General features: G+C 71.2%; 20 protein-coding genes. 3 read left to right on the forward strand and 17 right to left on the reverse strand.

Annotated elements, in window-relative coordinates; translation table 11 throughout:
* Positions 1 to 2: 2 nt before the first annotated feature.
* On the reverse strand, positions 3 to 491 hold the full coding sequence (locus tag ACFZBT_RS29110; RefSeq protein WP_391109495.1) for a DUF6083 domain-containing protein: 489 nt from the start codon (positions 489 to 491) through the stop codon (positions 3 to 5).
* A gap of 428 nt (positions 492 to 919) precedes the next feature.
* Here ACFZBT_RS29110 and ACFZBT_RS29115 point away from each other — a divergent pair, with 428 nt between their 5' ends.
* Both ACFZBT_RS29115 and ACFZBT_RS29120 read left to right on the forward strand, forming a co-directional pair.
* Complete coding sequence (locus ACFZBT_RS29115; RefSeq protein ID WP_391109498.1) at positions 920 to 1,693, forward strand: alpha/beta fold hydrolase; 774 nt, start codon at positions 920 to 922, stop codon at positions 1,691 to 1,693.
* Positions 1,687 to 2,535, forward strand: coding sequence for a MerR family transcriptional regulator (locus tag ACFZBT_RS29120; protein WP_391109501.1), 849 nt, complete (start codon positions 1,687 to 1,689; stop codon positions 2,533 to 2,535). Before ACFZBT_RS29115 ends, ACFZBT_RS29120 begins: the two co-directional genes overlap by 7 nt.
* On the opposite strand, the gene ACFZBT_RS29125 is transcribed toward ACFZBT_RS29120, so the two are convergent.
* The 10 genes from ACFZBT_RS29125 to ACFZBT_RS29170 form a co-directional block, all read right to left on the reverse strand.
* Positions 2,465 to 3,631 carry an SUKH-4 family immunity protein gene (locus ACFZBT_RS29125; RefSeq protein WP_391109504.1) on the reverse strand — a complete coding sequence of 389 codons (1,167 nt, stop codon included), beginning with the start codon at positions 3,629 to 3,631 and terminating at the stop codon, positions 2,465 to 2,467. The two genes, ACFZBT_RS29120 and ACFZBT_RS29125, sit on opposite strands and share 71 nt — an antisense overlap.
* A 274-nt stretch (positions 3,632 to 3,905) precedes the next feature.
* A complete protein-coding gene (locus ACFZBT_RS29130; protein ID WP_391109506.1) occupies positions 3,906 to 6,215 on the reverse strand; it encodes a molybdopterin cofactor-binding domain-containing protein in 2,310 nt (769 codons plus the stop codon).
* Positions 6,212 to 8,341 (reverse strand): 2Fe-2S iron-sulfur cluster-binding protein, encoded by a 2,130-nt coding sequence (locus ACFZBT_RS29135; RefSeq protein WP_391109509.1) that lies wholly within the window; start codon positions 8,339 to 8,341, stop codon positions 6,212 to 6,214. The genes ACFZBT_RS29130 and ACFZBT_RS29135 overlap by 4 nt, the downstream gene beginning before the upstream one ends.
* Entirely contained in the window at positions 8,338 to 9,231 is an 894-nt protein-coding gene (locus tag ACFZBT_RS29140) for an FAD binding domain-containing protein (protein WP_391109512.1), read from the reverse strand. The genes ACFZBT_RS29135 and ACFZBT_RS29140 overlap by 4 nt, the downstream gene beginning before the upstream one ends.
* Positions 9,232 to 9,514: 283 nt before the next feature.
* Positions 9,515 to 11,125: a family 20 glycosylhydrolase gene (locus ACFZBT_RS29145; protein ID WP_391109516.1), complete on the reverse strand. Its 1,611-nt coding sequence runs from the start codon at positions 11,123 to 11,125 to the stop codon at positions 9,515 to 9,517.
* A gap of 15 nt (positions 11,126 to 11,140) precedes the next feature.
* Positions 11,141 to 11,986, reverse strand: coding sequence for a carbohydrate ABC transporter permease (locus ACFZBT_RS29150; protein WP_184593280.1), 846 nt, complete (start codon positions 11,984 to 11,986; stop codon positions 11,141 to 11,143).
* The gene (locus ACFZBT_RS29155) at positions 11,983 to 13,074 is read right to left on the reverse strand and encodes an ABC transporter permease subunit (protein WP_391109520.1); all 1,092 of its coding nucleotides are present in this window, start codon (positions 13,072 to 13,074) and stop codon (positions 11,983 to 11,985) included. The genes ACFZBT_RS29150 and ACFZBT_RS29155 overlap by 4 nt, the downstream gene beginning before the upstream one ends.
* A 236-nt stretch (positions 13,075 to 13,310) precedes the next feature.
* On the reverse strand, positions 13,311 to 14,609 hold the full coding sequence (locus tag ACFZBT_RS29160) for an extracellular solute-binding protein (RefSeq protein WP_391109523.1): 1,299 nt from the start codon (positions 14,607 to 14,609) through the stop codon (positions 13,311 to 13,313).
* A gap of 218 nt (positions 14,610 to 14,827) precedes the next feature.
* Positions 14,828 to 15,109: a DUF3039 domain-containing protein gene (locus tag ACFZBT_RS29165; RefSeq protein ID WP_010039914.1), complete on the reverse strand. Its 282-nt coding sequence runs from the start codon at positions 15,107 to 15,109 to the stop codon at positions 14,828 to 14,830.
* A gap of 29 nt (positions 15,110 to 15,138) precedes the next feature.
* Entirely contained in the window at positions 15,139 to 15,711 is a 573-nt protein-coding gene (locus tag ACFZBT_RS29170) for a YqgE/AlgH family protein (RefSeq protein WP_391109715.1), read from the reverse strand.
* Between the two features lie 252 nt (positions 15,712 to 15,963).
* On the opposite strand from ACFZBT_RS29170, the gene murA reads away from it, so the two are divergent.
* On the forward strand, positions 15,964 to 17,310 hold the full coding sequence (murA, locus tag ACFZBT_RS29175) for a UDP-N-acetylglucosamine 1-carboxyvinyltransferase (protein ID WP_391109526.1): 1,347 nt from the start codon (positions 15,964 to 15,966) through the stop codon (positions 17,308 to 17,310).
* 174 nt (positions 17,311 to 17,484) lie between these two features.
* Here murA and ACFZBT_RS29180 read toward each other — a convergent pair whose 3' ends face one another.
* The 6 genes from ACFZBT_RS29180 to ACFZBT_RS29205 all read right to left on the reverse strand — a co-directional run bounded on the left by ACFZBT_RS29180 (position 17,485) and on the right by ACFZBT_RS29205 (position 24,499).
* Entirely contained in the window at positions 17,485 to 17,766 is a 282-nt protein-coding gene (locus ACFZBT_RS29180; RefSeq protein WP_215121071.1) for an HU family DNA-binding protein, read from the reverse strand.
* A 290-nt stretch (positions 17,767 to 18,056) separates the two neighbouring features.
* Complete coding sequence (locus ACFZBT_RS29185; RefSeq protein WP_391109528.1) at positions 18,057 to 19,475, reverse strand: malic enzyme-like NAD(P)-binding protein; 1,419 nt, start codon at positions 19,473 to 19,475, stop codon at positions 18,057 to 18,059.
* Positions 19,476 to 19,834: 359 nt separating this feature from the next.
* Positions 19,835 to 22,123: a UvrD-helicase domain-containing protein gene (locus ACFZBT_RS29190; protein ID WP_391109531.1), complete on the reverse strand. Its 2,289-nt coding sequence runs from the start codon at positions 22,121 to 22,123 to the stop codon at positions 19,835 to 19,837.
* A gap of 60 nt (positions 22,124 to 22,183) precedes the next feature.
* Positions 22,184 to 23,011: a zf-HC2 domain-containing protein gene (locus ACFZBT_RS29195; RefSeq protein WP_391109534.1), complete on the reverse strand. Its 828-nt coding sequence runs from the start codon at positions 23,009 to 23,011 to the stop codon at positions 22,184 to 22,186.
* Positions 23,011 to 23,532 carry a sigma-70 family RNA polymerase sigma factor gene (locus ACFZBT_RS29200; RefSeq protein WP_010039908.1) on the reverse strand — a complete coding sequence of 174 codons (522 nt, stop codon included), beginning with the start codon at positions 23,530 to 23,532 and terminating at the stop codon, positions 23,011 to 23,013. Before ACFZBT_RS29200 ends, ACFZBT_RS29195 begins: the two co-directional genes overlap by 1 nt.
* 373 nt (positions 23,533 to 23,905) lie before the next feature.
* On the reverse strand, positions 23,906 to 24,499 hold the full coding sequence (locus ACFZBT_RS29205) for an ABATE domain-containing protein (protein WP_391109537.1): 594 nt from the start codon (positions 24,497 to 24,499) through the stop codon (positions 23,906 to 23,908).
* Positions 24,500 to 24,705 lie beyond the last annotated feature (206 nt).

Genomic DNA, 24,705 nt, shown 5'->3' on the forward strand with positions numbered 1-24,705 from the left:
CATCACCCGGCGTCCGGAAGCGGCTCCTGGGCGGCCTCCTCGTCGGCCTTGCGCCATGCCCGGCGCGCGTTCTCCGTGCGTACGGCGTCCAGCCAGCGCCAGAGGCCGATCTCCTCGAGTCTCAGACCGGGACAGGCGATCCGGTGCGGCACGCGGCATACGGCACCGGGCGTGGGCTCGTCCGCGCGGCTGTTCCAGGCCGTTCCGTTGGAATCCACGAACCAGCGGTGCCAGGCGGGCACCATGTGTGCCGGGACCGGCATGTCCGGTTCGAGGAGGACGTGCCAGCCGTAGTAGGTGACCCGCCGATCACCGACCAGCCCGCAGTTGGGGCAGACGGGCGGGGCGGGCGGCTCGGGCCCTGTGGCGCCTTCCATCGCGGCCTGGGCCCGGTCGGTCTTCTCCCACGGCTGCGGCACGCCCGGCGGCGCCTGCCGGTGTCCGTCGGGGTCGGGTAACGGGATGATGCTCGGCTCAGATGTGTCCCCCATGAATCGAGCATCGGGGGGTGTTGAGGGCCGGGGTAGGGCGCAATCAGGGCGCAACGGGAGCAGTCAGTCGACGCTCGGCCGCTCGACGTCGACGTCCGCTTCGCCAAGGTGGCGGACGAGGCGACGCGGATGAAGTCACGCCGGTCGTAGCATTCGCCCGCTGCCTCCAGTGCTTCCGCACACTCCTCGCTCTCTGTGACCGGGACTCCGCGCTGGCGTCCCTTGAGGAGGCGTGGGAGGTCGCACCCGAGATGGCCCGGGTGCACCCGACGAGCCAAGAGCTGATGCGCGTACTGACCTCACTGCACCGTCGCAGCAATCCCCGGCTGACCAAGCTCGCCAAGCGCGCGGGCGTGCCCTTCTGAGATCTGCCAGGACGATCAACGCGGTTGACCCTGACGCACGGGCACCCCCCCACCCTGATCCGCATGACTGCCACAAGCGACAGCACCACGCGGCACCTCACCGTTCAGCACGACGGCGTCACCATCGCGGTGTCCCGCGGTGGCCGGGGGAGACCCCTGGTTCTGTGCCCGGGGCTGAACTGCACACAGGCCGACCTGTATGAGCTGATCGATCTGCTGCGGCGCGACCATGATGTCGTGACCTTCGATCTCCGGGGGCACGGCCTCTCCTCCGCCGCAGGGCGGTACTCCTTCGACGCGTTTCTGGGTGACCTCCATGCCGTGATGGGAGAACTCGAACTGCCGTCGGCGCCCGTCCTCGTGGGGTACTCCCTCGGCGCCGATCTGGCGGTGCACTACGCGGCCGAGTGCCCTGACACCATCGCCGGGCTTGTGCTCATCGATGGTGCGAATCCGCTGCCCGAGCCGTTCCTCGCCGACATCGACCTCGCGGAGTTCCGTGCCGTGGCAGAGGCTGAGGCGGCGGGTGAGGGGTCTCTCACCGCCAGGGACATCCTGGACCTGGGCCTGGAGATGGATGCGGTCCGGTCCGGGATACTCGACCGGTATCAGAGGATCGACTTGCCCGTACAGGTGGTCATGTCCACCACGATCGCAGGCAACAGCACCGAAGGGCGTGCCCCTCGGCACAACCAACTCTGGCGTGACGGTGTCGAGCGGCTCATACACGAGCAGCCGCACATCTCCGCACATTGGATCGATGCCGACCATGGACTGGTCTTCACGCATGCCTGTGACATCGCCGCGATCATCCGGAGAAGACTGGATCCATGCTGACCATCGGTGAGCTCGCCTCGTACGCCGACGTGACCGTGCGCACCGTGCGGCACTATCACGCCAAGGGACTGCTGCCGGAGCCCGAGCGGGATCGATCCGGCTATCGGCGGTACGACGCCGGGGCCGTGGTGGAGCTGATCAGGATCCGGACTCTCGCCGAGGCCGGAGTTCCGCTGGCGCGGGTGCGGGAGTTGCTCCAAGCCGGTGCCGAGGAGTTCGGCGCGGCCGTCGCGGACATCGACAGGCGGCTGGAAACGGAGATCCGGGTGCGGCAGCTGCACCGTGCGCGAATCGCCCGCCTCGCCTCGGGAGACAGTCTGGCCCTGCCTCCTGAGGTGGTCGGGTTCCTCGACCGGCTGCGGGCGCTCGGCGTCGACGAGCGGATCGTCCGGGCCGAGCGCGACGGCTGGATCCCGCTGGTCGCGCGCTCTCCCGAGCGGGTGCCGGAGTGGATCGCGCGCAAGCGGGAGCAGATCGCCGATCCGGAGTTCGTCGACTTCTACTTGGCCCTGAGTGCGGCTCTCGGGTGGGGCGACGACGATCCGCGGCTGGCCGAACTGGCCGACCGGGTGGCCGTCTACGTCACGAAGCTGGCCGAGGAGCGGGGCGAGGAGTACGTCGGCGACCCGGGCGGCGGCATTGAGCCGGAGTTTGCCGAGTTGATGGACGCGTTCGTGTTCGACACCGTGCCGTCCGCCCGCCGGTTCATCGAGCTGCTGAAGCAGCGGGGCTGGGTCGGCTGGACCAACCTCCAGCCCGTGACCCCACCCCCTACAGCACCCCGCCCGCCTCGTCCCGGAAAACGTCCGTCCAGTAATGCCGGCCCGACCTCCCCGCCATGACCCCCGTGGGGTCGACCGCCGAGAGGACCTGGAGCATCGTCATGGCCAGCTGGTCGTACGTGTCGGTCGTCAGCTCGTGGTCCGACTGGGAGTCGATGGCGCGTTCGCGGTGCAGGAGCCAGAGGGTGAAGGCGAGGGTCGAGACGTCCGTGTTCAGGGGGTGCAGGGTCGCTTCGGGCTCGTTCCAGTTCAGGACCGCGCCCGTCTCGCCGTCGACGACCAGGCTGTTGTCGTCGACCAGGCAGCCGAGGCGTATCAAGTGGTGGGCACGGGAAGGGAGTTGCGTCGGGACGTCAGCGTCCGCGTAGTACTCGGCCAGCGTCGCCAGCGGCACGTCCGTGTCCAGGGAGAAGACGTGGGCGTCCTCGGGCAGGCCGACCTCGCGGAGGAAGCGGCGGGTCGGCTCGTGGGTGAGGGTCGCGGGGTAGTCGACGTCCTCGAAGCGGGCCACCTTGCCGGGGCCGAACTCCTGGTCCAGCAGGCGGTGCGGGAGGTCGAGGGAGAGGCCGGAGGCGCCGCCGCGGCCCGCGACCAGGGAGAGGGGGCGGATGAGGGCCGCCATCTTCCAGAAGGGGGCCGGTTCGCCGTCCGTGCCGTCGCGGAAGACCGCGAGGAGGTGCTGGGAGGCCTGCGCCACCGCCTTCGGGCCGTAGCGGCCGGCGTAGGAGGCGAACTGGCCTCGTAGGCCCGCCAGTTCGTCCGTGGCCTCGGCGAAGCGGACCAGGGTGCGCAGTGAGGGGGCCAGGGGGCGGCGGTCCATCAGGTCGGGGCGGTCGTGCAGGAACGACGTCGTCGAGATCTCGCCCGTCGCACCGTCCAGCAGGACCGACTCCGTCTCCAGGCCTCCGGGGCCCAGCAGTCCGCCTATCACCAGCTGCTCACGCAGCTCCGCCGACAGCCGGTCCGACGGATCGCCCGTCGAGTCCGCGACCGTGCGCAGGCCCTCCCGGCTCAGCTCCGCGAAGCTCAGCACGGCGTTCGCGGAAGGCAGTCCGGGGCCGGTCAGCCAGTGCCGCGTCGACGCGTGCGTCACCCACGGGTCCAGCTCGGACTCGGTCAGGGTGATCACCGCGGAACCGGCATCGGTCGTACTCATGGGCTCCCCCGCTTGTGCTCGCTCAGCGTCCCCAGGCGGAGCACGGCAGACCGCCCGGCCAGGCCCGGCAGCCGTCCCCCACTGCCCAGAACATTACGCCCCACCACTGACAACGCCCCGGAACAGCGGCGCGCGCCGAGCGATGCCGACGCGCTCACCTCACATGACGCTCAGACGACCCTCGCGCGTTCCCTCTCCACGCGATTCGCCTCCACGCGATTCGTCTGCACGCGACTCGCCTCCACGCGATTCGCCTCCGCGCATGGAGCGGACGTCAGGACCGTTCCGTCACCACCGCGGCCTGCGGGCGGATCGGCAGCCGGTTCACGGGACGGCCCGTGGCGGCCCGTACGGCGGACGCGACGGCCGCCGGGGACGTCACCACCGGCACCGCGCTGACCGCCTTCGCGCCGAAGGGGGCGACCACGTCCCGTTCCTCGACCAGCTTGACGATGCGGATGTCCGGCGCGTCCAGGGCGGTCGGGAGGGCGTAGCCGGTCAGGTCCGGGTGGCGGATCAGGCCGCGCGGGGTGCGCAGGTTCTCGGTCAGGGCGATGCCCACGCCCTGGGTGACGCCCGCCTCGATGCGGGCGGCCAGCTGGGCCGGGTTCAGGATCCGCCCCACGTCCTGGGCGACGGCCAGTTCCACGACCCGTACGGAACCGATCTCGATGTCGACGTCCACCACCGCGCGGATGGCGCAGAAGGACATGCCCACGAAGGCGTCGCCCTGCCCGGCCTCGTTCAGCGGCTCGGTCGGGTGCGGGCGGCACTGGGCGGTGGCCCAGAGTTCCTTGCCGTCCAGCGCCTCGGTGACGGTCGTCGAGAGGACTCCGTCGTACGACGTGATCTTGCCGTCGTTGATCTGGAGCAGCTCCGTGGACATGCCGAACTTGTGGGCGAGCGGCTGGAGGAGCTGCGTGCGGACCATCTTGGCCGCGCGCTCCACCGCGCCGCCCGACACCCAGGTGTGCCGGCCGTGGCAGGCCGGGCCCGCCGTGGGCTGGTCGGTGTCGACCGGCGCCACATGCACCTCGTCGACGCCGAGCGTCTCCTGGACGATCTGCCGGGCCAGGGTCGTGAAGCCCTGGCCGGTCTCGACGGCCGCGCACAGCACCGTCGCCACCCCGTCCTGGACCTTGACGGTGGCCGTGGAGACCTCGTCCGCGCCCTCCGCGCCGAGCATGTGCACCATGCCCACGCCGTAGCCCACGCCCCGGCGCACCGCGCCCGGTTCCCCCGCGCCCTCGGGGCCGCCGGGCAGCAGCCACTCGTCCTCGGGGGTGTCCTTGGGGAGCGGTGGGAGGGGGAAGTCCCGGACCGCCTGGAGGAGTTCGGCGACCGGGGCCGGGCAGGTCACTGTCTGGCCGGTCGGGAGCACGTCGCCCGTCGCCATGGCGTTGCGCAGCCGCACCTCGGCCGGGTCGATGCCGAGCTTCTTGGCGATCTTGTCCATCTGCGCCTCGTAGGCGGCGCAGACCTGCATGGCCCCTTCGCCGCGTACGTGGCCCGACGGGGGGTTGTTGGTGCGTACGGCCCAGCCCTCGATGAAGGCATTCGGGACGACGTACGGGCCGCAGGCGAAGCCGACCGCGGCGGCGAGGGCCTCGGCGGAGCTGTCGGCGTAGGCGCCCGCGTCGAGCAGGATCTGCGCCTCGACCTTGACGAGGGTGCCCTCGGCGTCCGCGTGGTGGCGGTAGCGCAGGAGGGTGGGGTGCCGGTGGGCGTGGCCGAGGAACGACTCCTCGCGCGTGGCCGTGAGCTTCACCGGGCAGCCGGTCCGCAGCGCCAGCAGGCCCAGCGGGAGCTGGAAGCCCTGGTCCTCGCGGTCGGCCGTGGCGCCGGGGACTCCGGTGACGACGATCTTGACGCGCTCGGGTTCCAGGCCGAAGGCGGCGGCGGCCGCGTCGCGGTCGGCGTGCGGGTCGGTGGAGGCGAGGTACAGCTCCACGCCGCCGTCCGGGCGCGGCACGGCCAGGCCCGCCTCGGCGCCGATGGGCGCGGGGTCCTGGCGGCCGATGCGGTACAGGCCCTCGACAACGATCTCGCCGGCCGCGTCCGGGTCGCCGTGGTGCAGCGGGATGTGCCGGATCAGGTTGCCGTCGGGGTGCAGGGGCTCGGCCTCGAAGGCCTGCTCCGGGTCGGTCACCGGGTCGAGCACCTCGTACTCCACGATGACGGCGGCGGCGGCCATGCGCGCGGTGTCCGGGTGGTCGGCGGCGACGGCGGCGATGGGCTCACCGTGGTGCCGTACGACCTCGGAGGCGAAGACCGGGCGGTCGGCCGTGCGGCGGCCGTGGAGCGGGCTGCCGGGGATGTCCTCGTGGGTGACGACGGCGCGAACGCCGGGCATCTCGCGCGCGTGGGACGTGTCGATCGACACGATGCGCGCGTGCGGGTGCGGTGAGCGCAGCACGGCCGCCCACAGCAGTCCCTCGGCCCACAGGTCGGCGGCGTACGGGAAGGTGCCCTCCGTCTTGGCACGGGCGTCCGCGGCCGGGAGGGACACGCCGAGGCCGTGCGGCAGCGGTTCGGGGGCGGGGGTGGCCTCGGACGCCTGCGCCGTGGCTGCTTCGTTGCTCACGCGGGGCCTCCGTCCTGGCCGTACGGCTGGTCGTGCGCGTCAGGGGAATGCGGGTCCGGCGCGTGCGCGTCCTGGCCGTGCGCGTCCGGGGGCGAGCCGAAGGCCGACGGGTGGACGCCGCCGGCGCCCGGGCCCGCCTGGCGCGGGATACGGGCCTCGTCGGTGTCGCCCGCGGCGGGTCCGGCGTGTGTCTCGCGTTCGGCGACGACGTCCTTCACGGCGTCGACCACGCCCCGGTAGCCGGAGCAGCGGCACAGGTTGCCGCAGAGCGCCTGGCGGGTCTCCAGCTCGGTGGGCGCCGGGTTGCCCTCCAGGAGGTCGTGCACCGTCATCGCCATGCCCGGCACGCAGAAGCCGCACTGCACGGCGCCGCAGCGCGCGAGCGCCCGCTGGACGTCCGAGGGCTGCCCGTCCTCGGCCAGGCCCTCGACGGTACGGACCTCGCTGCCGGCGGCGGTCACGGCGGGGACCAGGCAGGACGCGACGAGCCGCCCGTCGACCTGGACGTTGCACGCCCCGCACTCGCCCTGCGAGCAGCCGTCCTTGGCACCGGCCAGTCCGAGCCGCTCGCGCAGCACGTACAGCAGGGACTCGCCGATCCACGCGTCGGAGACGGGGCGGTCGGTGCCGTTGACGCGCAGGACGAAGGAGGCGAGGGGGTGTTCCTCCTGCGGGAGGACGGGCGCGTCCTGGGATGCGGAGGCCCCGTCGTCCGGGGCGCCGGAGGGGTCTTCCGGTGCCGGGGCGTCCGGGGACTCGCCGTCGGCGGCCTCCGGTCCGGCGTCCGGGTCCGCGTCCGCCGGGGCGGGGAGGGGCACGGCGACGGACTCGGCGGGGCCGTCAGCGCCCTCCGCGGCGTCCTGGGCGTCCTCGCCGGGCCCATCGGTCTCACCGGTCCCGGAAGCGGCCTGTGAGGCGTCCTGGACGGCCTCCAAGGGCTCGCCGGGTTCGGCGGGTTCGGCGTGTGACTCGTAGGGCTGGGCGGGATCGGACGGGCCGGAGGGCGCGAGGTGGTCGTCCGGGTGTCCGGCGGGACCGGACGGTTCCGGGGCGTGGCCGGGTACGTCGGACGGCTCCGCCGCGTGATCGGCGCTGTGGTCGACGCCCCGGTCACTCCCGTGATCGACCCCGTGGTCGGCGAAGCCGTACGGCTCCGGCGCATGACCGAGCCCCCCGGGGTGAGGCGCGTGGCCGCTGGACGGCGTCGGGTCCGTCTCCTGCGGCAGAGGTCCGGCGGACGGCTGCTCCGGGGCGTGCGCGCCCTGGTCCGGTGCGTACGCGGAGGGCGCTCCGGCGAGTCCCCGCGCCCCGTGGCCGTTCTCGTCGTCCTGCGGGTGGCCCGGTCCGGCCTGCTCCTGCCCGGGGCCGTCCTGCGGGACCTGCTGCCCCCACGGCTCGCCGGCGGCCTGGGTCGCCCACGGCGCTGGCGCGCCGCCCGGGAGCGTGGCCGGCGGGTTGCCGCCGCCCCACTGCTCGACCAGCGAGGAGGTGGTGAACTCGCCCGACTCGTCCGGAAGGTCGCCCCCGGCCACGGGGATGGACCACTGCCCGGTCACGTCATGGCCGGGCGCGGGCTCCGCCGCCGCGGCCTCCTCGAAGTTCCACTGCCCGGTGCCTCCCGGGTTGTACGTGAACCGGTCGTCCCCGCCGTGCCCCCCCGCCCCGGCGCCGGATCCGTACGGCGCACCGGAACCGTAGGGCGCGTCCGCCCCGTACGGGGTGTCGGATCCGTACGGGGTGTCGGACCCGTAAGGCTGCTCCGCGACCTCGTGACCGTGCTGCTCGTGGCCCTGCTGCTCGTGACCGTGCTGCTCGTGACCGTGCTGCTGGTGTGCCGCGTGCGGGTCGTGCCACTGGGCGCCGTCGACGGGCGCTCCGGGCACCGGCCACGCGGCCGCGGCGGCCGGGTCGGTTCCGGCGGTCGTGGCGGGGTCGACCGTTATCTGCGGCGGTACGTAGCCGTGGCCGGGCGCGGCGAGGGGGCTGTCGGCGGCCAGCAGGGCGTCGATGCCGCCCTCGGGGAGCTCGACGAAGGCGGTGGCGCCGTCGTCGTACTCGCCCTGGGGCAGCGGGTCCCAGCGGCTGCCGCCCGGGGGTGTGCCCCGTCCGTGCTGGTCGTCGGTCACGACAGCGCCCTCCCCAGTGCTCGTCGGGCCAGCGCGGCGACGGTGCGCCGCAGGTGCAGTACGGCGGGCGGAAGCTGCGGTACGGAGCCGTCCTCGGCCGGGGCCGCGTCGGGGATGCAGGCCGCGGCGACGTACTCACCGAAGGCGTTCAGCGCCTCCGGCACGATCGCGCGGTTGTTGTCCCAGTCGATGAGCCGGCCCACCCACTCCTCGGCCTCCAGGGGCCGCAGCGCCATCGGCGCTATGGCGCCCACCGCGCAGCGCACACCCCGGCGGGCGGGGTCCAGCACCAGGGCCACGGACGCCACCGCGCGCCCGGGGCCGGTACGGCCGGTCGCCTTCAGGAAGACCTGCGGGGCGTGCAGCAGCGGCACGCGCACGTAGCCGATGAGTTCGCCGGCGCGCAGCATGTCCATCCCGGCCAGCAGGTGCGACACCGGGATCTCGCGGCGGACTCCGCCCGGGCCCGCGATGATCAGGGTCGCCTCCAGGGCGGCCAGAACCGGCAGCGCGTCACCGGTGGGGGCGGCGGAGGCGATGTTGCCGCCCAGCGTGCCCGCGTTGCGGATGTGCGGCGGGCCCGCGGCACGCGCGGCGGCGGCGAGCGCCGGGATCAGGGCCGCGAAGTCGGGGCGTCCCATACGCGCGTGGGTGAGGCCCGCGCCGAGCAGCGCGTGACCGTCCTGGTACTGCCAGCCGCGGATCTCGCTGATCCGGCCGAGTCCCACCAGCGCGGCAGGCCTGAGCTGCCCGGAGTTGACGGCGGCCATCAGGTCGGTGCCGCCCGCGACGGGCACGGCGGCGGGCACGGCGGTGAGTGCCGCCACGGCCTCGTCCAGCGTTGTGGGCAGCGTGACGGCCTGCCCCGCCTGCGGTGCGTGCGTGGTCAAACCGGCTGCCCCTTCCCGCTGCCCCACCTGGTCCCACCTGTGCTGCCGTACGGTACGTGCTGACAGGGCGGACGTGGCAACTCTGGCACATCTTGGCGAGAGCCGAAGACACGGGTCCGCTAGGAGACATTCGCCCACCTCATCGGCGAGATGGTCCGTTTTCGCACAGGTTCGCCAGTGCGTGCCGATTGGCACTTTCGGTGACCCTTGTGCGCATTTTCCGTGTCCTGTTCGAGCTGTTCGGTAGCGGGCGGGCCGGGCCGAGCGGTACGGCGAGCAGGTCCTAGCGGCTGGGCGGCGGGCCGTCGATCGGGCGCCCCAGCACTCCCGGGCGCCGCTGCCAGGGCAGCGGCCCGGAGGGTGGCCGGTAGTCGACGCCCAGGGCGTCGAGCCGCCGGTAGTGGGCCGTCATCCGGTGCTCGAAGCCGGTGAAGTCCCGTTCCGCCGGGGCGGGCAGGGCGCTCCAGGCGACCTCGGCGAAGGCCGCGAGCCGGGGGAACGCCTGGTAGTCCACACGCGCGTGGTCCTCCATCACCTCGGTCCACAGGTTGGCCTGGGTGCCCAGCACGTGCCGGGCCTCCTCGGGCGTCAGCTCCGGCGGCACGGGCTCGAACCGGTAGACGTCCTCCAGGGTGCGCACCCACCCGATCGGTACCGGCTCGTCGGGGCCCGGGGCCTGACGGTGGTCCAGATACACCTGCTGCTCGGGGCACATGACGACGTCGTGGCCGGCCCGCGCGGCGGCGATGCCTCCGGCGTAGCCGCGCCAGGAGGACACGGCCGCGCCCTTCGCCAGCCCGCCCTCCAGGATCTCGTCCCAGCCGATCAGCCGGCGCCCGCGCGCGGAGAGCCACGCGTCGAAGTGCCCGACGAACCAGGACTGGAGCTCGTCCTCGTCCGCGAGCCCGAGTTCCCTGATGCGCGCCTGGGCGGTCTCCGACCGCCGCCACTGGTCCTTGGGGCATTCGTCGCCGCCGATGTGGACGAACTCCGACGGGAACAGCTCGAGGACTTCCTCGAAGACGCCCTCGTAGAAGCGCAGGGTGTTGTCAGTGGGGGCGAGTACGTTCGGGTTGATTCCCCAGGTGTCCCAGACGGAGAGGCTGTTGGTGTCGATGACGTCGGTGTTGCCGAGTTCCGGGTACGCGGCGATGGCGGCCTGCGAGTGGCCGGGTACGTCGATTTCGGGGACGACGGTGATATGCCGCTCGGCGGCGTAGGCGACGATCTCCCGGATGTCGTCCCGGGTGTAGTAGCCGCCGTGTGGCTTCTCCTCCCACAGCGGTGAGGCGCGGTGGCCGGTTTTCGTACGGGCCCGCCAGGATCCGACCTCGGTGAGCCGGGGGTACTTCTTGATCTCGACGCGCCAGCCCTGGTCGTCCGTCAGATGGAAGTGGAAGACGTTGAGTTTGTGGGCGGCCATCAGGTCCAGGTAGCGCAGGACCCCGTCCTTGGGCATGAAGTGCCGGGCCACGTCGAGCATGAGGCCGCGCCAGCCAAACCGGGGGGAGTCCCGGATCTCGGTCAGGGGCAGCCGCCATGTACGGCCGGGAAGGGGTGCGCGCCGGAAGGCGTCGGGGCCGAGAAGCTGCCGCATCGTCTGGGCACCCCAGAAGACACCGGCGGGCGAACCGCCCTGGATATGGACGCCATGGGGGGCGACGACCAGGCGGTAGGCCTCGGCGTCGAGGCCGGGCCGGACGGACAGATGGAGGACGTCGTGCCCGTCCCCCTTCCTGGGCGGCAGCGAGAGCCCGGTCGCCGCGCCGAGCGTCGCGCGCAGCCATCGCGCGGTGTCCTCGGTGCCCGGCCCGGCCTCGATCCCGAAGCCGTCGCCGAGTTCGAGAAAGCCCTCGGCCCGCTCCGTCCGGTGCGGCAGCGGAATGAGATCCATGAATGATCAGGCCTTTCAGTCCTTGACCGCCCCGCCCAGTCCGGAGACCAGGCGCCGCTGTACGAGTACGAAGAAGACCAGGACCGGGATCGTCATCACCGTGGAGGCGGCCATGACGCCGCCCCAGTCCGGGTCGTCGGGCTTGTAGAAGACCAGCAGCGCCATGGGCAGCGTCGACTGGGAAGTGTCACTGATGATGAACGACTTGGCGAAGAGGAAGTCGTTCCAGGCGGAGATGAAGGAAAACACGCTGGTGGCCACGAGCCCCGGCAGGACGAGGGGGAAAAGGATCTGCCAGAGGAATCGCGCCCGGCTCGCCCCGTCGATGTACGCGGCCTCCTCCAACGCCTCCGGAACGCCTTTCACGAACCCCCGCAGCATCCAGATCGCGAAGGGCAGCGAGAAGGCGATGTGGGGCAGGATCAGCGAACCGAGCGTGTTCAGCTGACCGAAGTCCCGCATGAGGAAGAAGAGGGGGATCGTGAGGGCTTCCACGGGCACCATCTGGGCCACCAGAAACATGATCAGCAGGGTGGTCCTCAGGCGGAAGCGGAATCGTGTCACGGCGGTCGCGGCGAGAAACGCGATCAGCGCGGAGGCGATCACGACACAGCTCGCGACGACGAGGCTGTTGAGGAAGTAACGGCCGAATTCCTGCTGCCCGAAGACGCGCCGGAAGGAATCCAGGGAGGGCGCGAGGGTCCATGGCCGGGGCTCGCTCGACTCGATCTCCCCGGCCGGTTTGAAGGCGCTGAGCACCATCCAGTAGAGGGGGAAGGCGACGACGACCGCGATCAGCAGGGCCGAGGCCTCGGCGGCCAGCCGCCCCGGGCGGCGGACTCGGGCGCGTGGAAGATTCACAGTTCCTCTCCCTGCCGGCGCAGCAGCCGCAGGTACACCAGCGTGACCGCGAGCAGGATCAGCAGCATCACGACGCCGATCGCCGAGCCGAGGCTGTACTGCGAGGACGCGAACGCCTGCTGGTAGGCGTAGACGTTGAGGACCAGGTTCTGGCCCGCGATGCCGCCGCCGTTCGTCATGACGTAGATCTGGGTGAAGACCTTGAAGTCCCAGATGACCGACTGGATGGTGACGACGACCAGGATCGGCCGGAGCATCGGGGCGAGCACGGAACGCCAGACGCGCCACTGCGAGGCGCCGTCGAGGGAGGCGGCCTCCAGGACCTCGGAGGGGACGGCGCGGATCCCGGCGTACACGGTGACCATCACGAACGGGAAGGAGCACCACACCACTTCGAGCAGGACGAGGAAGAAGGCGCTGATCCGCCCGTACGTCCAGGAGTGGTCGCCGAGGCCCAGCATCCGGTTGACCGGGCCGAAGTCGGGGTCGAAGAGGAACAGCCAGACCGTGGAGCCGGTGACGGCGGGGGTCGCCCACGCGCCCAGCGCGGCCAGCATCAGCGCGAGCCGCGGTACGGCCCGCACGCGGGTCAGCAGCACGGCGAGGACGCAGCCGACCGCGAGCGTGGAGACGACACAGGCCGCCGCGAACAGCACGGTGGCGAGCAGCACCTGCCAGAACTGCGGGTCCCCGAACAACTCGGCGTAGTTCCCGAACCCCTGGAAAGTGGTCGGTTCGCCGCCGCTGACCTGGGCCTGGGTGTACTCGAAGAACGAGATCAGGCCGAGTTGATAGATGGGGTAGACGAGCAGCCCGCCGAGCACGACGAGCGCGGGCGCGAGGTAGAGCCAGGGTGTCCAGCCGCCTGAGCGGAGCGCTGACCTGCCCGGGCCGCGCCGGCGCGCACCCTGCCGCCCCGCCCTCGCGCCGCCGACGCCCGGGCCCGAAGACCGACGCGGCGAGCCGCCGCCCTCCTCGGCGCGGGCCTCGCCGGAGCGATCCCCGGTTCGCCCGGCCGGGCCGCCGGGCGCTGCGGCGACGCTCGCGGGAGCGGGCACGGGGGCGGGCACGGGCACGGGCACGGGCACGGCACGGTCGCCGGGCAGCTCACGCGCGGCTCCCGCCGAGACCTTCCCGACAGGGCCGCCCGCCGCCCCCGCAGGCCCCGCAGGCCCCGCGCGACCGACTCCCGCCCCATCAGACCCGGCAGGACCGCCCCCCGCCCCAGCGGATCCCACCGAGCCGGCACCAGGCGGATCAACCCCGGCGGCACCGGTCCCGGCCAGGTCGGCTCCCGCCGATTCCGTACGGTCGTCCATCCGGCTCACCCGGCGGAGCCGAACGCGGTGTTCATCTTCTTCGCTGCGGCCTCGGAGGCCGCGGGCACGTCCTTCTTGCCCGCGATGACCTCCTGGAACATCGTCGGAAGGACGAGCGAGGAGTCGATCTGGGCCCAGGCGGGCGAGGCGGGGACGAACTTGGTGCCGGCCGAGAGCGTCCGCACGAAGGGCTTCACGAAGGGCTCCTCCGTCGCGACCTGCTGGCGTACGTCCGTGAAGGTGGGCAGGAAGCCCATCGCGCCGAAGAGTTCGGTCTGCGTCTTCTTCGAGGCGAGCTGTTCCATCAGCTCGACGGCGAGCGTGCGGTGCGAGGTGCTCTTCAGGACGCCGATGTTGTTGCCCCCGGCGAAGGCGGGCGCGATCGAGCCGGACTTCACCCCCGGCAGCGGGACGACGGCGTACTTGCCCTTGACCTTCCCGGCCTCGACGGCGGTGTGGCTGAAGTCGCCGCCGATCGCCATCCCGGCCTTCCCGGCGGCGAAGGCGGAGATCGTGTCGTTGCCGCCCATGCCCGCGCACTTGGCGGCCGGACAGTTGTCGTCGCCGAAGAGGGAGGTGTACGCCTTGATGCCCTTCTGGGCCTCGGGGCTGTCGATGCCGGAGGCGTACGAACCGCCCTTGCCGTTGGCGAGTTCACCGCCGTTGGCCCAGACGAACGGCATCGCGCCGTAGGTGTAGGCGCCGCCGACGACAAGCCCGTAGAGATCGGGCTTCGCGGCGCGGATCGCCCGGGCGGTGGAGGCGAGTTCGTCCATCGAAGTCGGGGGCTTCAGACCCAGCTCCTCGAAGACGTCCGTGCGGTAGTACAGGGCGCGGACGCCGACGTAGAACGGGGCGCCGTACATCTTGCCGTCCACCGTCACCGACTGCTTCGCGGTCGGGTCGGTGTCCTTCGCCTCGCTCCAGTCGCCGAAGTCCTTCGTGACGTCGAGGAGTCCGCCGTCCTTCACATAGCCGGCCGTGTCGGTGTTGCCGTACTCCATGACGTCCGGAGCGGAGGCAGGGTCGTTGAAGGCGGCCTTGACGCGCTGGGCGCGGGTCTCGACCGGGATGTACTCGACGTTGACCTTGGTGCCCTTGTGGGCCTTCTCGAAGTCGGCGACGACCGAGTCGACGACCTTCTCCTTGGGGGTGTTGCCGACCTCCTGGAAGAGCCAGACACGCAGCGCGCCGGTCTTCTCGTCCTTGTCGGAGGAGGAGTTACCGGAGGTCTGGGGCGCACAGGCGGTGGCCAGCAGGGCGGCGATCGCCGTGAGCCCGGCAATACGGACGGACAGCTTCATGAAGTGCTCCTCCGAGGGAGTGTTGCAACATGCGCAATGAAGGTTTCGCTGTGCACAACACATCGGAGGCTAGGGACTTCATGAACACGACCACAAGAGGTCTCAACCACTCTGTGACCGGCTGACGCGTCCCGTGCAACGCCCGGACAGCACAAAAGCCTCCAGGGCACGCAAAACGCACCCTGGAGGCCTCACGCCGCACGGGCGGGCGAGGGGCGCTACTTGTCGCCCTTGCCCTTGTCGTCGTCGCCGGAGCCCATGGACTCGTAGATCTCCTTGCACATGGGGCACACGGGGTACTTCTTCGGGTCGCGGCCCGGCACCCACACCTTGCCGCACAGCGCCACGACGGGGGTGCCGTCGAGGGCGCTCGCCATGATCTTGTCCTTCTGGACGTAATGGGCGAAGCGCTCGTGGTCACCGTCACCGTGCGAGGTCTGCGGCGTCGGCTCTACGAGGGTCCCCGTACCAGTCCCGCGCTCGGGCTCGAGAGTGCTCATAGGCCCAAGGGTACTGAAGCTCACACGCATCAGTTGAGCGAAGGGTCCTCCGGATACGTCGCCACCATCGCCAGCTCGCCCCGCTGGCGGCGCAGGACCTCGCGCCACAGCCGCTCGGGACACGGGGACGAGACGTCGCCGGGCTCCGACTCCACGACGTACCAGGCGCCGTCCGCCAGCTCGTCCTCCAGCTGGCCGGGGCCCCAGCCGGCGTATCCGGCGAAGATCCGCAGGGAGCCGAGGGCGGAGGCCAGCAGCTGCGGCGGGGCCTCCAGATCGACCAGGCCGATCGCGCCGTGCACCCGGCGCCAGCCCAGCGGGCCGGCCTCCCCGGACGCACCGCCGGGGACGACCGCGACCCCGAGGGCCGAGTCCAGCGAGACCGGACCGCCCTGGAAGACGACGCCGGGCTCGCCGGCGAGGTCTCCCCACCCCTCCAGGATGTCGTTCACATCCACCGGGGTGGGACGGTTCAGGACGACACCGAGCGAGCCCTCCTCGTCGTGGTCGAGGAGCAGCACCACCGCGCGGTCGAAGTTCGGGTCCGCCAGGGCGGGGGTGGCCACGAGCAACCGCCCTGTGAGCGAGGACACCTCGGTCATGGCAGACATGATCCCGCATCTTCCCTCCGCGTGGGGAGGCAATGAGGGGACGCGAGGGCATGCAGCTCAGGGCGCACCGGTGCGTTCCACGCGCACGAAACCGACCGTGACCCCATGTGCCCGGCGCGGAACCGTTCGTGTTGTGACAGAGCTATGACGTGTCTGGGTCTGACTCAGGCTTACAGAAGGGGGGTGGAAGGCGATTACCCTTTCCCTTCTGGCCCCTGCCCGACTCCACGGAACGCGAGATTCATGACCGTCAACGGCACTGAAGACGTACTGCTTGTCCACGGCGGAACCCCGCTGGAGGGCGAGATCCGTGTCCGCGGTGCGAAGAACCTCGTACCGAAGGCCATGGTGGCGGCGCTGCTGGGCAGCGCTCCGAGCCGGCTGCGCAATGTTCCGGACATCCGTGACGTACGGGTTGTGCGGGGTCTGCTGCAGCTGCACGGCGTGACGGTCCGTCCGGGGGACGAGCCCGGCGAACTGGTGATGGACCCGACGCGCGTGGAGAGCGCCAACGTCGCTGACATCGATGCCCACGCCGGTTCGAGCCGTATCCCGATCCTGTTCTGCGGTCCGCTGCTGCACCGCCTCGGCCACGCCTTCATTCCCGGCCTCGGCGGCTGCGACATCGGCGGCCGGCCCATCGACTTCCACTTCGACGTGCTGCGGCAGTTCGGCGCGACCATCGAGAAGCGGGACGACGGGCAGTACCTGGAGGCACCGCAGCGGCTGCGCGGTACGAAGATCCGGCTGCCGTACCCGTCCGTCGGCGCGACCGAGCAGGTGCTGCTGACGGCCGTCCTCGCGGAGGGCGTCACGGAGCTGTCCAACGCGGCCGTCGAGCCGGAGATCGAGGACCTGATCTGCGTGCTGCAGAAAATGGGCGCGATCATCGCCATGGACACCGACCGGACGATCCGCATCACCGGTGTGGACAAGCTCGGCGGCTACACCCACCACGCCCTGTCGGACCGGCTGGAGGCCGCGTCCTGGGCGTCGGCGGCGCTGGCGACCGAGGGCAACGTCTACGTCCGCGGCGCGCAGCAGCGCTCGATGATGACGTTCCTGAACACCTTCCGGAAGGTGGGCGGGGCCTTCGAGATCGACGACGAGGGCATCCGCTTCTGGCACCCCGGCGGACAGCTCAAGTCCATCGCGCTGGAGACGGACGTCCACCCCGGCTTCCAGACCGACTGGCAGCAGCCGCTGGTGGTGGCCCTGACCCAGGCCACGGGTCTGTCCATCGTCCACGAGACGGTCTACGAGTCCCGCCTCGGCTTCACGTCCGCCCTGAACCAGATGGGCGCGCACATCCAGCTCTACCGCGAGTGCCTGGGCGGCTCCGACTGCCGCTTCGGCCAGCGCAACTTCCTCCACTCGGCGGTCGTCTCCGGCCCCACCAAGCTCCAGGGCGCCGACCTGGTCATCCCCGACCTCCGCGGCGGCTTCTCGTACCTCATCGCGGCCCTCGCCGCCCAGGGCACGTCCCGGGTCCACGGCATCGGCCTCATCAACCGCGGCTACGAGAACTTCATGGAGAAGCTGGTGGAGCTCGGCGCGAAGGTCGAGCTGCCGGGCAAGGCGCTCGGATAGTCCGCGAACGCCGAAACGCCGAGGGGCGGCCACCTGGATCCAGGTGGCCGCCCCTCGGCGTCATGCGGCTCTCAATGGACAACGCGCCGTGGGACGCGCCCCCGAAGGGGCGCGGGGAACCGCGCGACCAGCCGTTGGCGGCCCGCAGATACCCACGGCGCTTGTACGGAGCGCTTACTTGCCCTTGGCGGATTCCTTGAGCTTCGAGCCCGCGGAGACCTTCACGCTGTAGCCGGCCGGGATCTGGATCGGCTCGCCGGTCTGCGGGTTGCGGGCGGTGCGAGCGGCACGGTGCGTGCGCTCGAAGGTCAGGAAGCCGGGGATCGTGACCTTCTCGTCGCCCTTGGAGACGATGTCGCCGACGACCTCGGCGAACGCGGCCAGCACGGCGTCGGCGTCCTTGCGGGTCACCTCGGCGCGGTCGGCCAGCGCGGCCACCAGCTCACTGCGGTTCATGTTGTTACTCCCGTGTTCATCTTGCCGTTGAGGCGTCAGATCGAAGCCGATGCTGCCAGGGTCCTCCGTGAGTCCCCGGACCGGGTCCGTCGTCAGACCCTCGCGCCCAGAGACGCATCCTGCCCCTACCTGCGGCGGGAAAGCCAATCCGGCACCCGCACGAGTCGTGAGTACACCCTTCAGGAGTCACACGAAACGAGGGCCTGAGCCTGGCCGCCACGATAGGGCTCCGCTGCTCACAGAGGTCCTGCGACGCGCCGTTCCCCGGGCTGCCGTGGGGATACTCACAGTCAGAGGGCGGATGCCCCCGCCGCCTTGGCCGCCTCCCGGACAGCCCCGGCGACCGCACCCGCGACCTTGTCGTTGAAGACGCTCGGGATGATGTAGTTCGGGTTGATCTCGTCCTCGGTCACCACGTCCGCGAGGGCGGTCGCGGCGGCCAGCATCATCTCGGTGTTCACCGTGCGGGACTGGGCGTCCAGCAGACCGCGGAAGACACCCGGGAAGACCAGCACGTTGTTGATCTGGTTCGGGAAGTCGGAGCGGCCGGTCGCGACAACGGCCGCGGTCTGGCGGGCGATTGCCGGGTCGACCTCGGGGTCCGGGTTCGCGAGCGCGAACACGATGGCGCCGTCGGCCATGGCGGCCACGTCGTCGCCGTCGAGGACGTTCGGGGCCGAGACGCCGATGAAGACGTCGGCGCCGCGCACGGCCTCCTTGAGGGTGCCGGTGAGGCCCTCGGGGTTGGTGTTGTCGGCGATCCAGCGCAGCGCGGAGTCGGGGGCGGCGTCCACCAGGTCCTCGCGGCCCGCGTGCACGACACCGTGGATGTCGGCGACCACGGCGTTCTTGACGCCCGCGGCGAGCAGCAGCTTCAGGATGGCCGTACCGGCCGCGCCCGCGCCGGACATGACGACGCGGATGTTCTCGATCGCCTTGCCGGTGACGCGAAGTGCGTTGGTCAGGGCGGCGAGGACGACGATCGCGGTGCCGTGCTGGTCGTCGTGGAAGACGGGGATGTCGAGGGCCTCGCGCAGCCGGGCCTCGATCTCGAAGCAGCGGGGGGCGGAGATGTCCTCGAGGTTGATGCCGGCGAAACCCGGGGCGATGGCCTTGACGATCTCGACGATCGCGTCGGTGTCCTGGGTGTCGAGGCAGATCGGCCAGGCGTCGATGCCGGCGAACCGCTTGAAGAGGGCCGCCTTGCCCTCCATGACGGGCAGCGCGGCCTTCGGGCCGATGTTGCCCAGGCCGAGCACCGCGGAGCCGTCCGTCACGACCGCAACGGAGTTGCGCTTGATGGTGAGGCGGCGGGCGTCCTCGGGGTTCTCGGCGATCGCCATGCAGACGCGGGCCACGCCCGGCGTGTAGACCATGGACAGGTCGTCACGGTTGCGGATGGGGTGCTTCGACGCCATCTCGATCTTGCCGCCGAGGTGCATGAGGAAGGTCCGGTCCGAGACCTTGCCCAGCGTGACGCCCTCGATGCCGCGGAGTTCCTCGACGATCTCGTCCGCGTGCGCGGTCGACGAGGCCGCGATGGTGACGTCGATACGGAGCTTCTCGTGACCGGACGCGGTGACGTCGAGGCCGGTCACCGAGCCTCCGGAGGACTCCACGGCGGTGGTGAGCTGCGAGACGGCGGTTCCGCTCGCGGGCACCTCCAGCCGGACCGTCATCGAGTAGGAGACGCTGGGCGCCGTTGCCATGGCCGACTTCCTCTGCTTTCACCTGACGCTGAGTTGTGCCGTCCGATAGTCGCACCTACCGCTGGGTAGCTGGTAGCCGCCTCCGATTGCGAACTTTGTGTTCGCGGAACAGGCCAGCAAAAAGAGACCCACGTCACGTCCGACGTGGGTCTCTGCGCAATTCCCTATGAAGAATTTAAGTGGCACCGACCCGCCATGCTCGCCTCGCGGCAAGTGGTCGCTCGTAGCGACGAAGGTTGGGCCCGGGGGCTTGGATCGAGCCGGTGCCACGTCCAGGCTAACAAACAGATCCCGTAAGGCCATTCCCGTACCGGGAGTTCATTTCGCCGGCAAGTGGGTATCCGGCCCCGGCTCGTGTGTCAGTCCCTGAGCAGGTCCGGGACCCCCGTCGCGTCGGGCTCGTCCCGCTCCGCCGAGACGACCGTGAGCTGCTGGGTGGCCCGGGTCAGCGCGACGTAGAGCACACGCAGTCCGGCCGGGGACTCGTCGGCGATCTCGGCCGGGGAGACGACGATCGTCGCGTCGTACTCCAGGCCCTTCGCCTCCAGGCTGCCGAGCGCCACGACCCGGTCGCCGAGCCCGGCGAGCCAGCGACGGGCCTCCGCGCGGCGCTGCATGGCGACGACCACGCCGACCGTGCCGTCGACGCGGTCCAGCAGCCGGGCCGCCTCGTCGCGGACCGTCTCGCCGAGGCTGTCCTCGACGACCGTGAAGCGGGGCTCGACGCCGGTGGAGCGGACCGCTCGCGGGGACTCCGAGCCCGGCATGGCCAGGGCCAGCACCTTCGACGCCAGCTCGGCGATCTCGGCCGGGTTGCGGTAGTTCACGGTGAGCTCGAAGCGTCGGCGCGGGCGGGTGCCGAGGGCCTCGTCGCGGGCCTCGGCGGCCTCGTCCGGGTCGGACCAGGAGGACTGGGCCGGGTCGCCGACGACCGTCCAGGTGGCGTGCCGGCCGCGGCGGCCGACCATGCGCCACTGCATCGGGGTGAGGTCCTGCGCCTCGTCGACGATGACGTGCGCGTACTCGGTGCGCTCCTGGGCGAGTCGCTCGGCCCGCTCGCGCTGGGACTCCTCACGCACCGGCATCAGCTCCTCCAGGCCGGTGAGCTGGTCCAGCGGGTCGAGCTCGCGCTTCTTCCGGGGGCGGGCGGGGGCGCCGAGGATGGCCTGGAGCTCGTCGAGCAGGGCGATGTCGTGCACCGAGCGGCCGTCGCGCTTGAGGGAGCGGGCGACCTTGCGGACCTCGCCGGGGTTGAGGATCCGCCGGGCCCAGCGGCCGAGGCGCCGCTCGTCGCTCATGGCGTCCAGGACGGCCGCCGGGGTCAGCTCCGGCCACCAGGCGTCGAGGAACGCGATGAAGGCGTCCTCGGAGGTGATGTCCTCGTCGAAGGAGGAGCGCAGCTCGGCGGCCAGCTCCGGATCGCTGTGCCGGTTGGCCGAGCCGGACTGCTCCCACAGGGCGTCCAGGAGCAGCTTGCGGGCGCGCGGGCGCAGCAGGTTGACGGGGGCGGTGCCGCCGAGGGCGGCGCGGCGGATGCCCTCCAGCTCCCGGGCCTCCAGCTCCAGGCGGCGGCCGAAGGCGACCACGCGCAGCCGGGTCGGCGTGTCGTTCAGCTCCAGGGCGCCGCGGGCGGCCTTCCGCAGCACCTTGAGCATGCGGTAGGAGCCCTTGGCGCGGGCCACGGACGGGGCGTCGTAGAGCGTGGCCTCGCTGCCGTCGACGAGGGAGCCGATGGCGCGGATGGCGACCTGGCCCTCCTCGCCGAGGGAGGGCAGCACGCCCTCGGTGTAGGCGACGAGCAGCGGGGTCGGCGAGACGATCAGGATGCCGCCCGCGTACCGGCGGCGGTCCTGGTAGAGGAGGTAGGCCGCGCGGTGCAGGGCCACGGCGGTCTTGCCGGTGCCGGGACCGCCCTCGACGTAGGTCACGGAGGCGGCGGGGGCGCGGATGACCAGGTCCTGTTCGGCCTGGATGGAGGCGACGATGTCGCGCATGGTGTGGCTGCGGGCCTGGCCGAGCGCGGCCATCAGGGCGCCGTCGCCGATGACGGGCAGCTCGTCGCCGTCGAGGAAGGCCGTCAGCTCGGGGCGCATCAGGTCGTCCTCGACGCCGAGCACCTTGCGGCCTTTGGAGCGGATGACACGGCGGCGGACGACACGGCCGGGGTCGACCGGGGTGGAGCGGTAGAAGGGGGCGGCGGCCGGGGCCCGCCAGTCGATGACCAGCGGGGCGTAGTCCTGGTCGAGGACGCCGATGCGGCCGATGTGCAGGGTCTCGGCGATGTCGGCGGTGTCGTCCTCACGGACGGCGCCCTCGGCGGGCTCCACCGCCGTGTACGCGCCGTCGGGACCCTTCTTGCCGTCCTTGCCGGTCAGCAGGTCGATGCGGCCGAAGAGGAAGTCCTCGAACTCGTTGTTGAGCCGGTTGAGGTGGACTCCCGCCCGGAAGACCTGCGCGTCCCGCTCGGCGAGTGCGCCGGGCGTGCCGACCTGGCCGCGCTGGGCCGCGTCGTTCATGAGGAACTCGGCCTCGTGGATCTTCTCCTCGAGGCGTCGGTACACCCGGTCGAGGTGTTCCTGTTCGACGCTGATCTCGCGGTCTCTCAGGGAGTCTTCGAGCGCGGTTTCCTGTTGAGCCTGAGCGGCCACCGGGCCCCCTTCTGACGTGCATGGCAGCCGTCTACCGTACGCGAAGGGGACCCCGGAAAGCTACGCGTCGACCTCGACCAGACGCTTGCCGTCGAAGGTCACGATCTCGAAGTGGTCGATCTCGTTCGGCTGGAAGGCGGCGCCGCCCTGGACGTACAGCGGCTCCTTGGCCTTCTCGGTCGTGGCGTCCGGGATGCCGTAGCCCCAGTTCGGGACGGACCAGGACGAGAGGGTCTCGCGCTCGCCGTTCTTCCCGACCGCGACGAGGGCGCACTTCAGCGGGCCCTTGAGGTTCTTCGCCTCCAGGACCATGCCGGTGCCCCAGTCCTTCTTCTGGAGGGCGACCGTCGCGGTGACCTTGGTGGTCGGGTCGGTGGCCGTGATCTTGTCGGAGATGCCGTTGAAGGCATCCTTGGCCGGGCTCGCGGAGAGCGGGCGGTTCTCCGCGCCCCCGCCGTCGCCGCCGCCGTTCGTCGCGACCGCGACGAAGGGTCCGCCTGCGATCAGCGCGGCGGACGCGGCCACCATGTAGAAGCTGCGGCGGCGCTTCTGGGCGCGGCGCTCGGCGACCTCGTCGACGAGCTTCTCCACCAGGCGCGGCTGGGGCTTCGCGGACAGCGACTCGCCGATCGCGGGCGTGCCGGAGCCGGGCAGGTCGGCGAGGGCGGCGAGCATCGGCTCCATGCCGGCCAGCTCGTCGAGCTGCTGGGCGCACCATTCGCAGCCCGCGAGGTGGGCTTCGAAAGCGGTTGCTTCGGCGTCGTCGAGGATGCCGAGGGCGTAGGCGCCGACGGTCTCGTGCTCGTTCGGCACCGGGGATTCCTGCATGGGTCCTGACATACCCATGCCTCCCGTACCGAACCCTTGGTTACCCCCGTAAACACTCATCACGCCGTCACCCCCCGCTCCTCCAGTGCCAGCTTCATCGAACGCAGGGCGTAGAACACCCTGGAGCGGACGGTGCCGCTGGGTATGCCCAGGGTCTCGGCCGCCTCATTGACGGTACGCCCCTTGAAGTACGTCTCGACGAGCACCTCCCGGTGGGCGGGGGTCAGGTCGTCGAGTGCGTCCGACAGAGTCATCAGCCACAGCGCCTTGTCGATCTCGTCCTCCGCGGGGATGACCTCCAGCGGCGACGGGTCGACCTCCTGCGGCCGGGCCTGCCGGCTGCGGTGGCCGTCGATGACGATGCGCCGGGCGACCGTCACCAGCCAGGGGCGTACCGATCCGGTCGCCCGATTGAGCTGACCGGCGTTCTTCCAGGCACGGATGAGGGTTTCCTGCACGACGTCCTCGGCGCGCTGCCGGTCTCCGGCGACCAGTCGCAGGACATACGCGAGCAGGGGTCCGGCGTGCTCTCTGTACAGAGCACGCATCAGCTCCTCGTCGGGTTCCGAGGGCTGGGACATGCGATGTCGGGCCCTCGGTGCACGTTCATTGGCCACGACGGAATCCTTGCGCACGCCCACCTCCGGTGTCCGGGGGTTCCCCCAGTCGGTCGCTCCACATGCCGTACGCAAGCGAGCCGTTGGGCGTTCAACGAGAGGCGACAGATTTCTTCGAGATGACGTGACGAGCTGGACATGGAGTCACATTCCCACCCCGCGATCTTCACATTTCTGCCACATGAGCAAGATCAATCACGGCCTTCCCTACGGTGGCGTAGGTAAACGGCATGTAATCGAAATCACTTCGACAGTGCGTTCGCAGAAGTGTCATTTAGGACAAGGGAGTTGGTTGCAGTTGCCACTCAACGGCGTTGCCGCGATGGGCAAAAGGGACTTAAGCCCGTGCGAGTGCCGCGCGGCGGCGATGCCGGGCGACCCGTTCCCGGTTCCCGCAGACCTCACTTGAGCACCAGCGCCTCCTGCGCCCCCGAGACGTGTCGAGGTACACGATGGGGCAGTTGTCCCCCTCGCACTGGCGCAGCGCCGCGCGGGCGACGGGGTCGGTGAGCAGGTCGACGGCGTCCCGGGCGACGGCCGCGAGCAGGGCGGCGCAGTCGGGCGGGCCGTCCAACTGCCGTATGAGCTCGCCGTCTCCGTCGCGGACGGCGCGTGGGGCGGGGGGTGCGGGAGTGGCCAGATCGTTGACGCGCGCGAGTGCGAAGTCGTACGCCCGGGCCCGGGGCGCCGACCAGCCGCGCACCAACCTCCCTATCTGGTCGCGCAGTTCACGAAAGGCGGCCAGCCAGGCGGTGTCGGCCTGGGCCAGGGCGGTGTCCGCCGGGACGAGACCGGAGCCGGTGATCCAGGCGCGCAGCACGGCCACGGAGTCGAGCCGCTCCTCCGGATGCGTGGTGGAGAGCAGATCCAGGCAGATCCGCCCGGCATCGAACCGCAGCTCGTACGGGGCCGTGGCCGTACCCAATGCCATGTGCCTGTCACCGCCTAGGGGTTCACCCCGGTCGCGAGAGCACCGGTGAGATGCCAGTGAGAGGGCTGGGAAACCGTTCCCTCATACAGTGCCTGCCCACTCCCCCGCCGGAAACCCCTCGGCACGGGCCGTAGGACGGGGTTTCGGGGAGGCTCGTTCTGAGGAGCGCGGGGAACTGCACGTCCTGAGGGGCGCGGGGAACTGCG

The organism is Streptomyces sp. NPDC008137 (assembly GCF_042957035.1).
Taxonomy (GTDB): Bacteria; Actinomycetota; Actinomycetes; order Streptomycetales; family Streptomycetaceae; genus Streptomyces.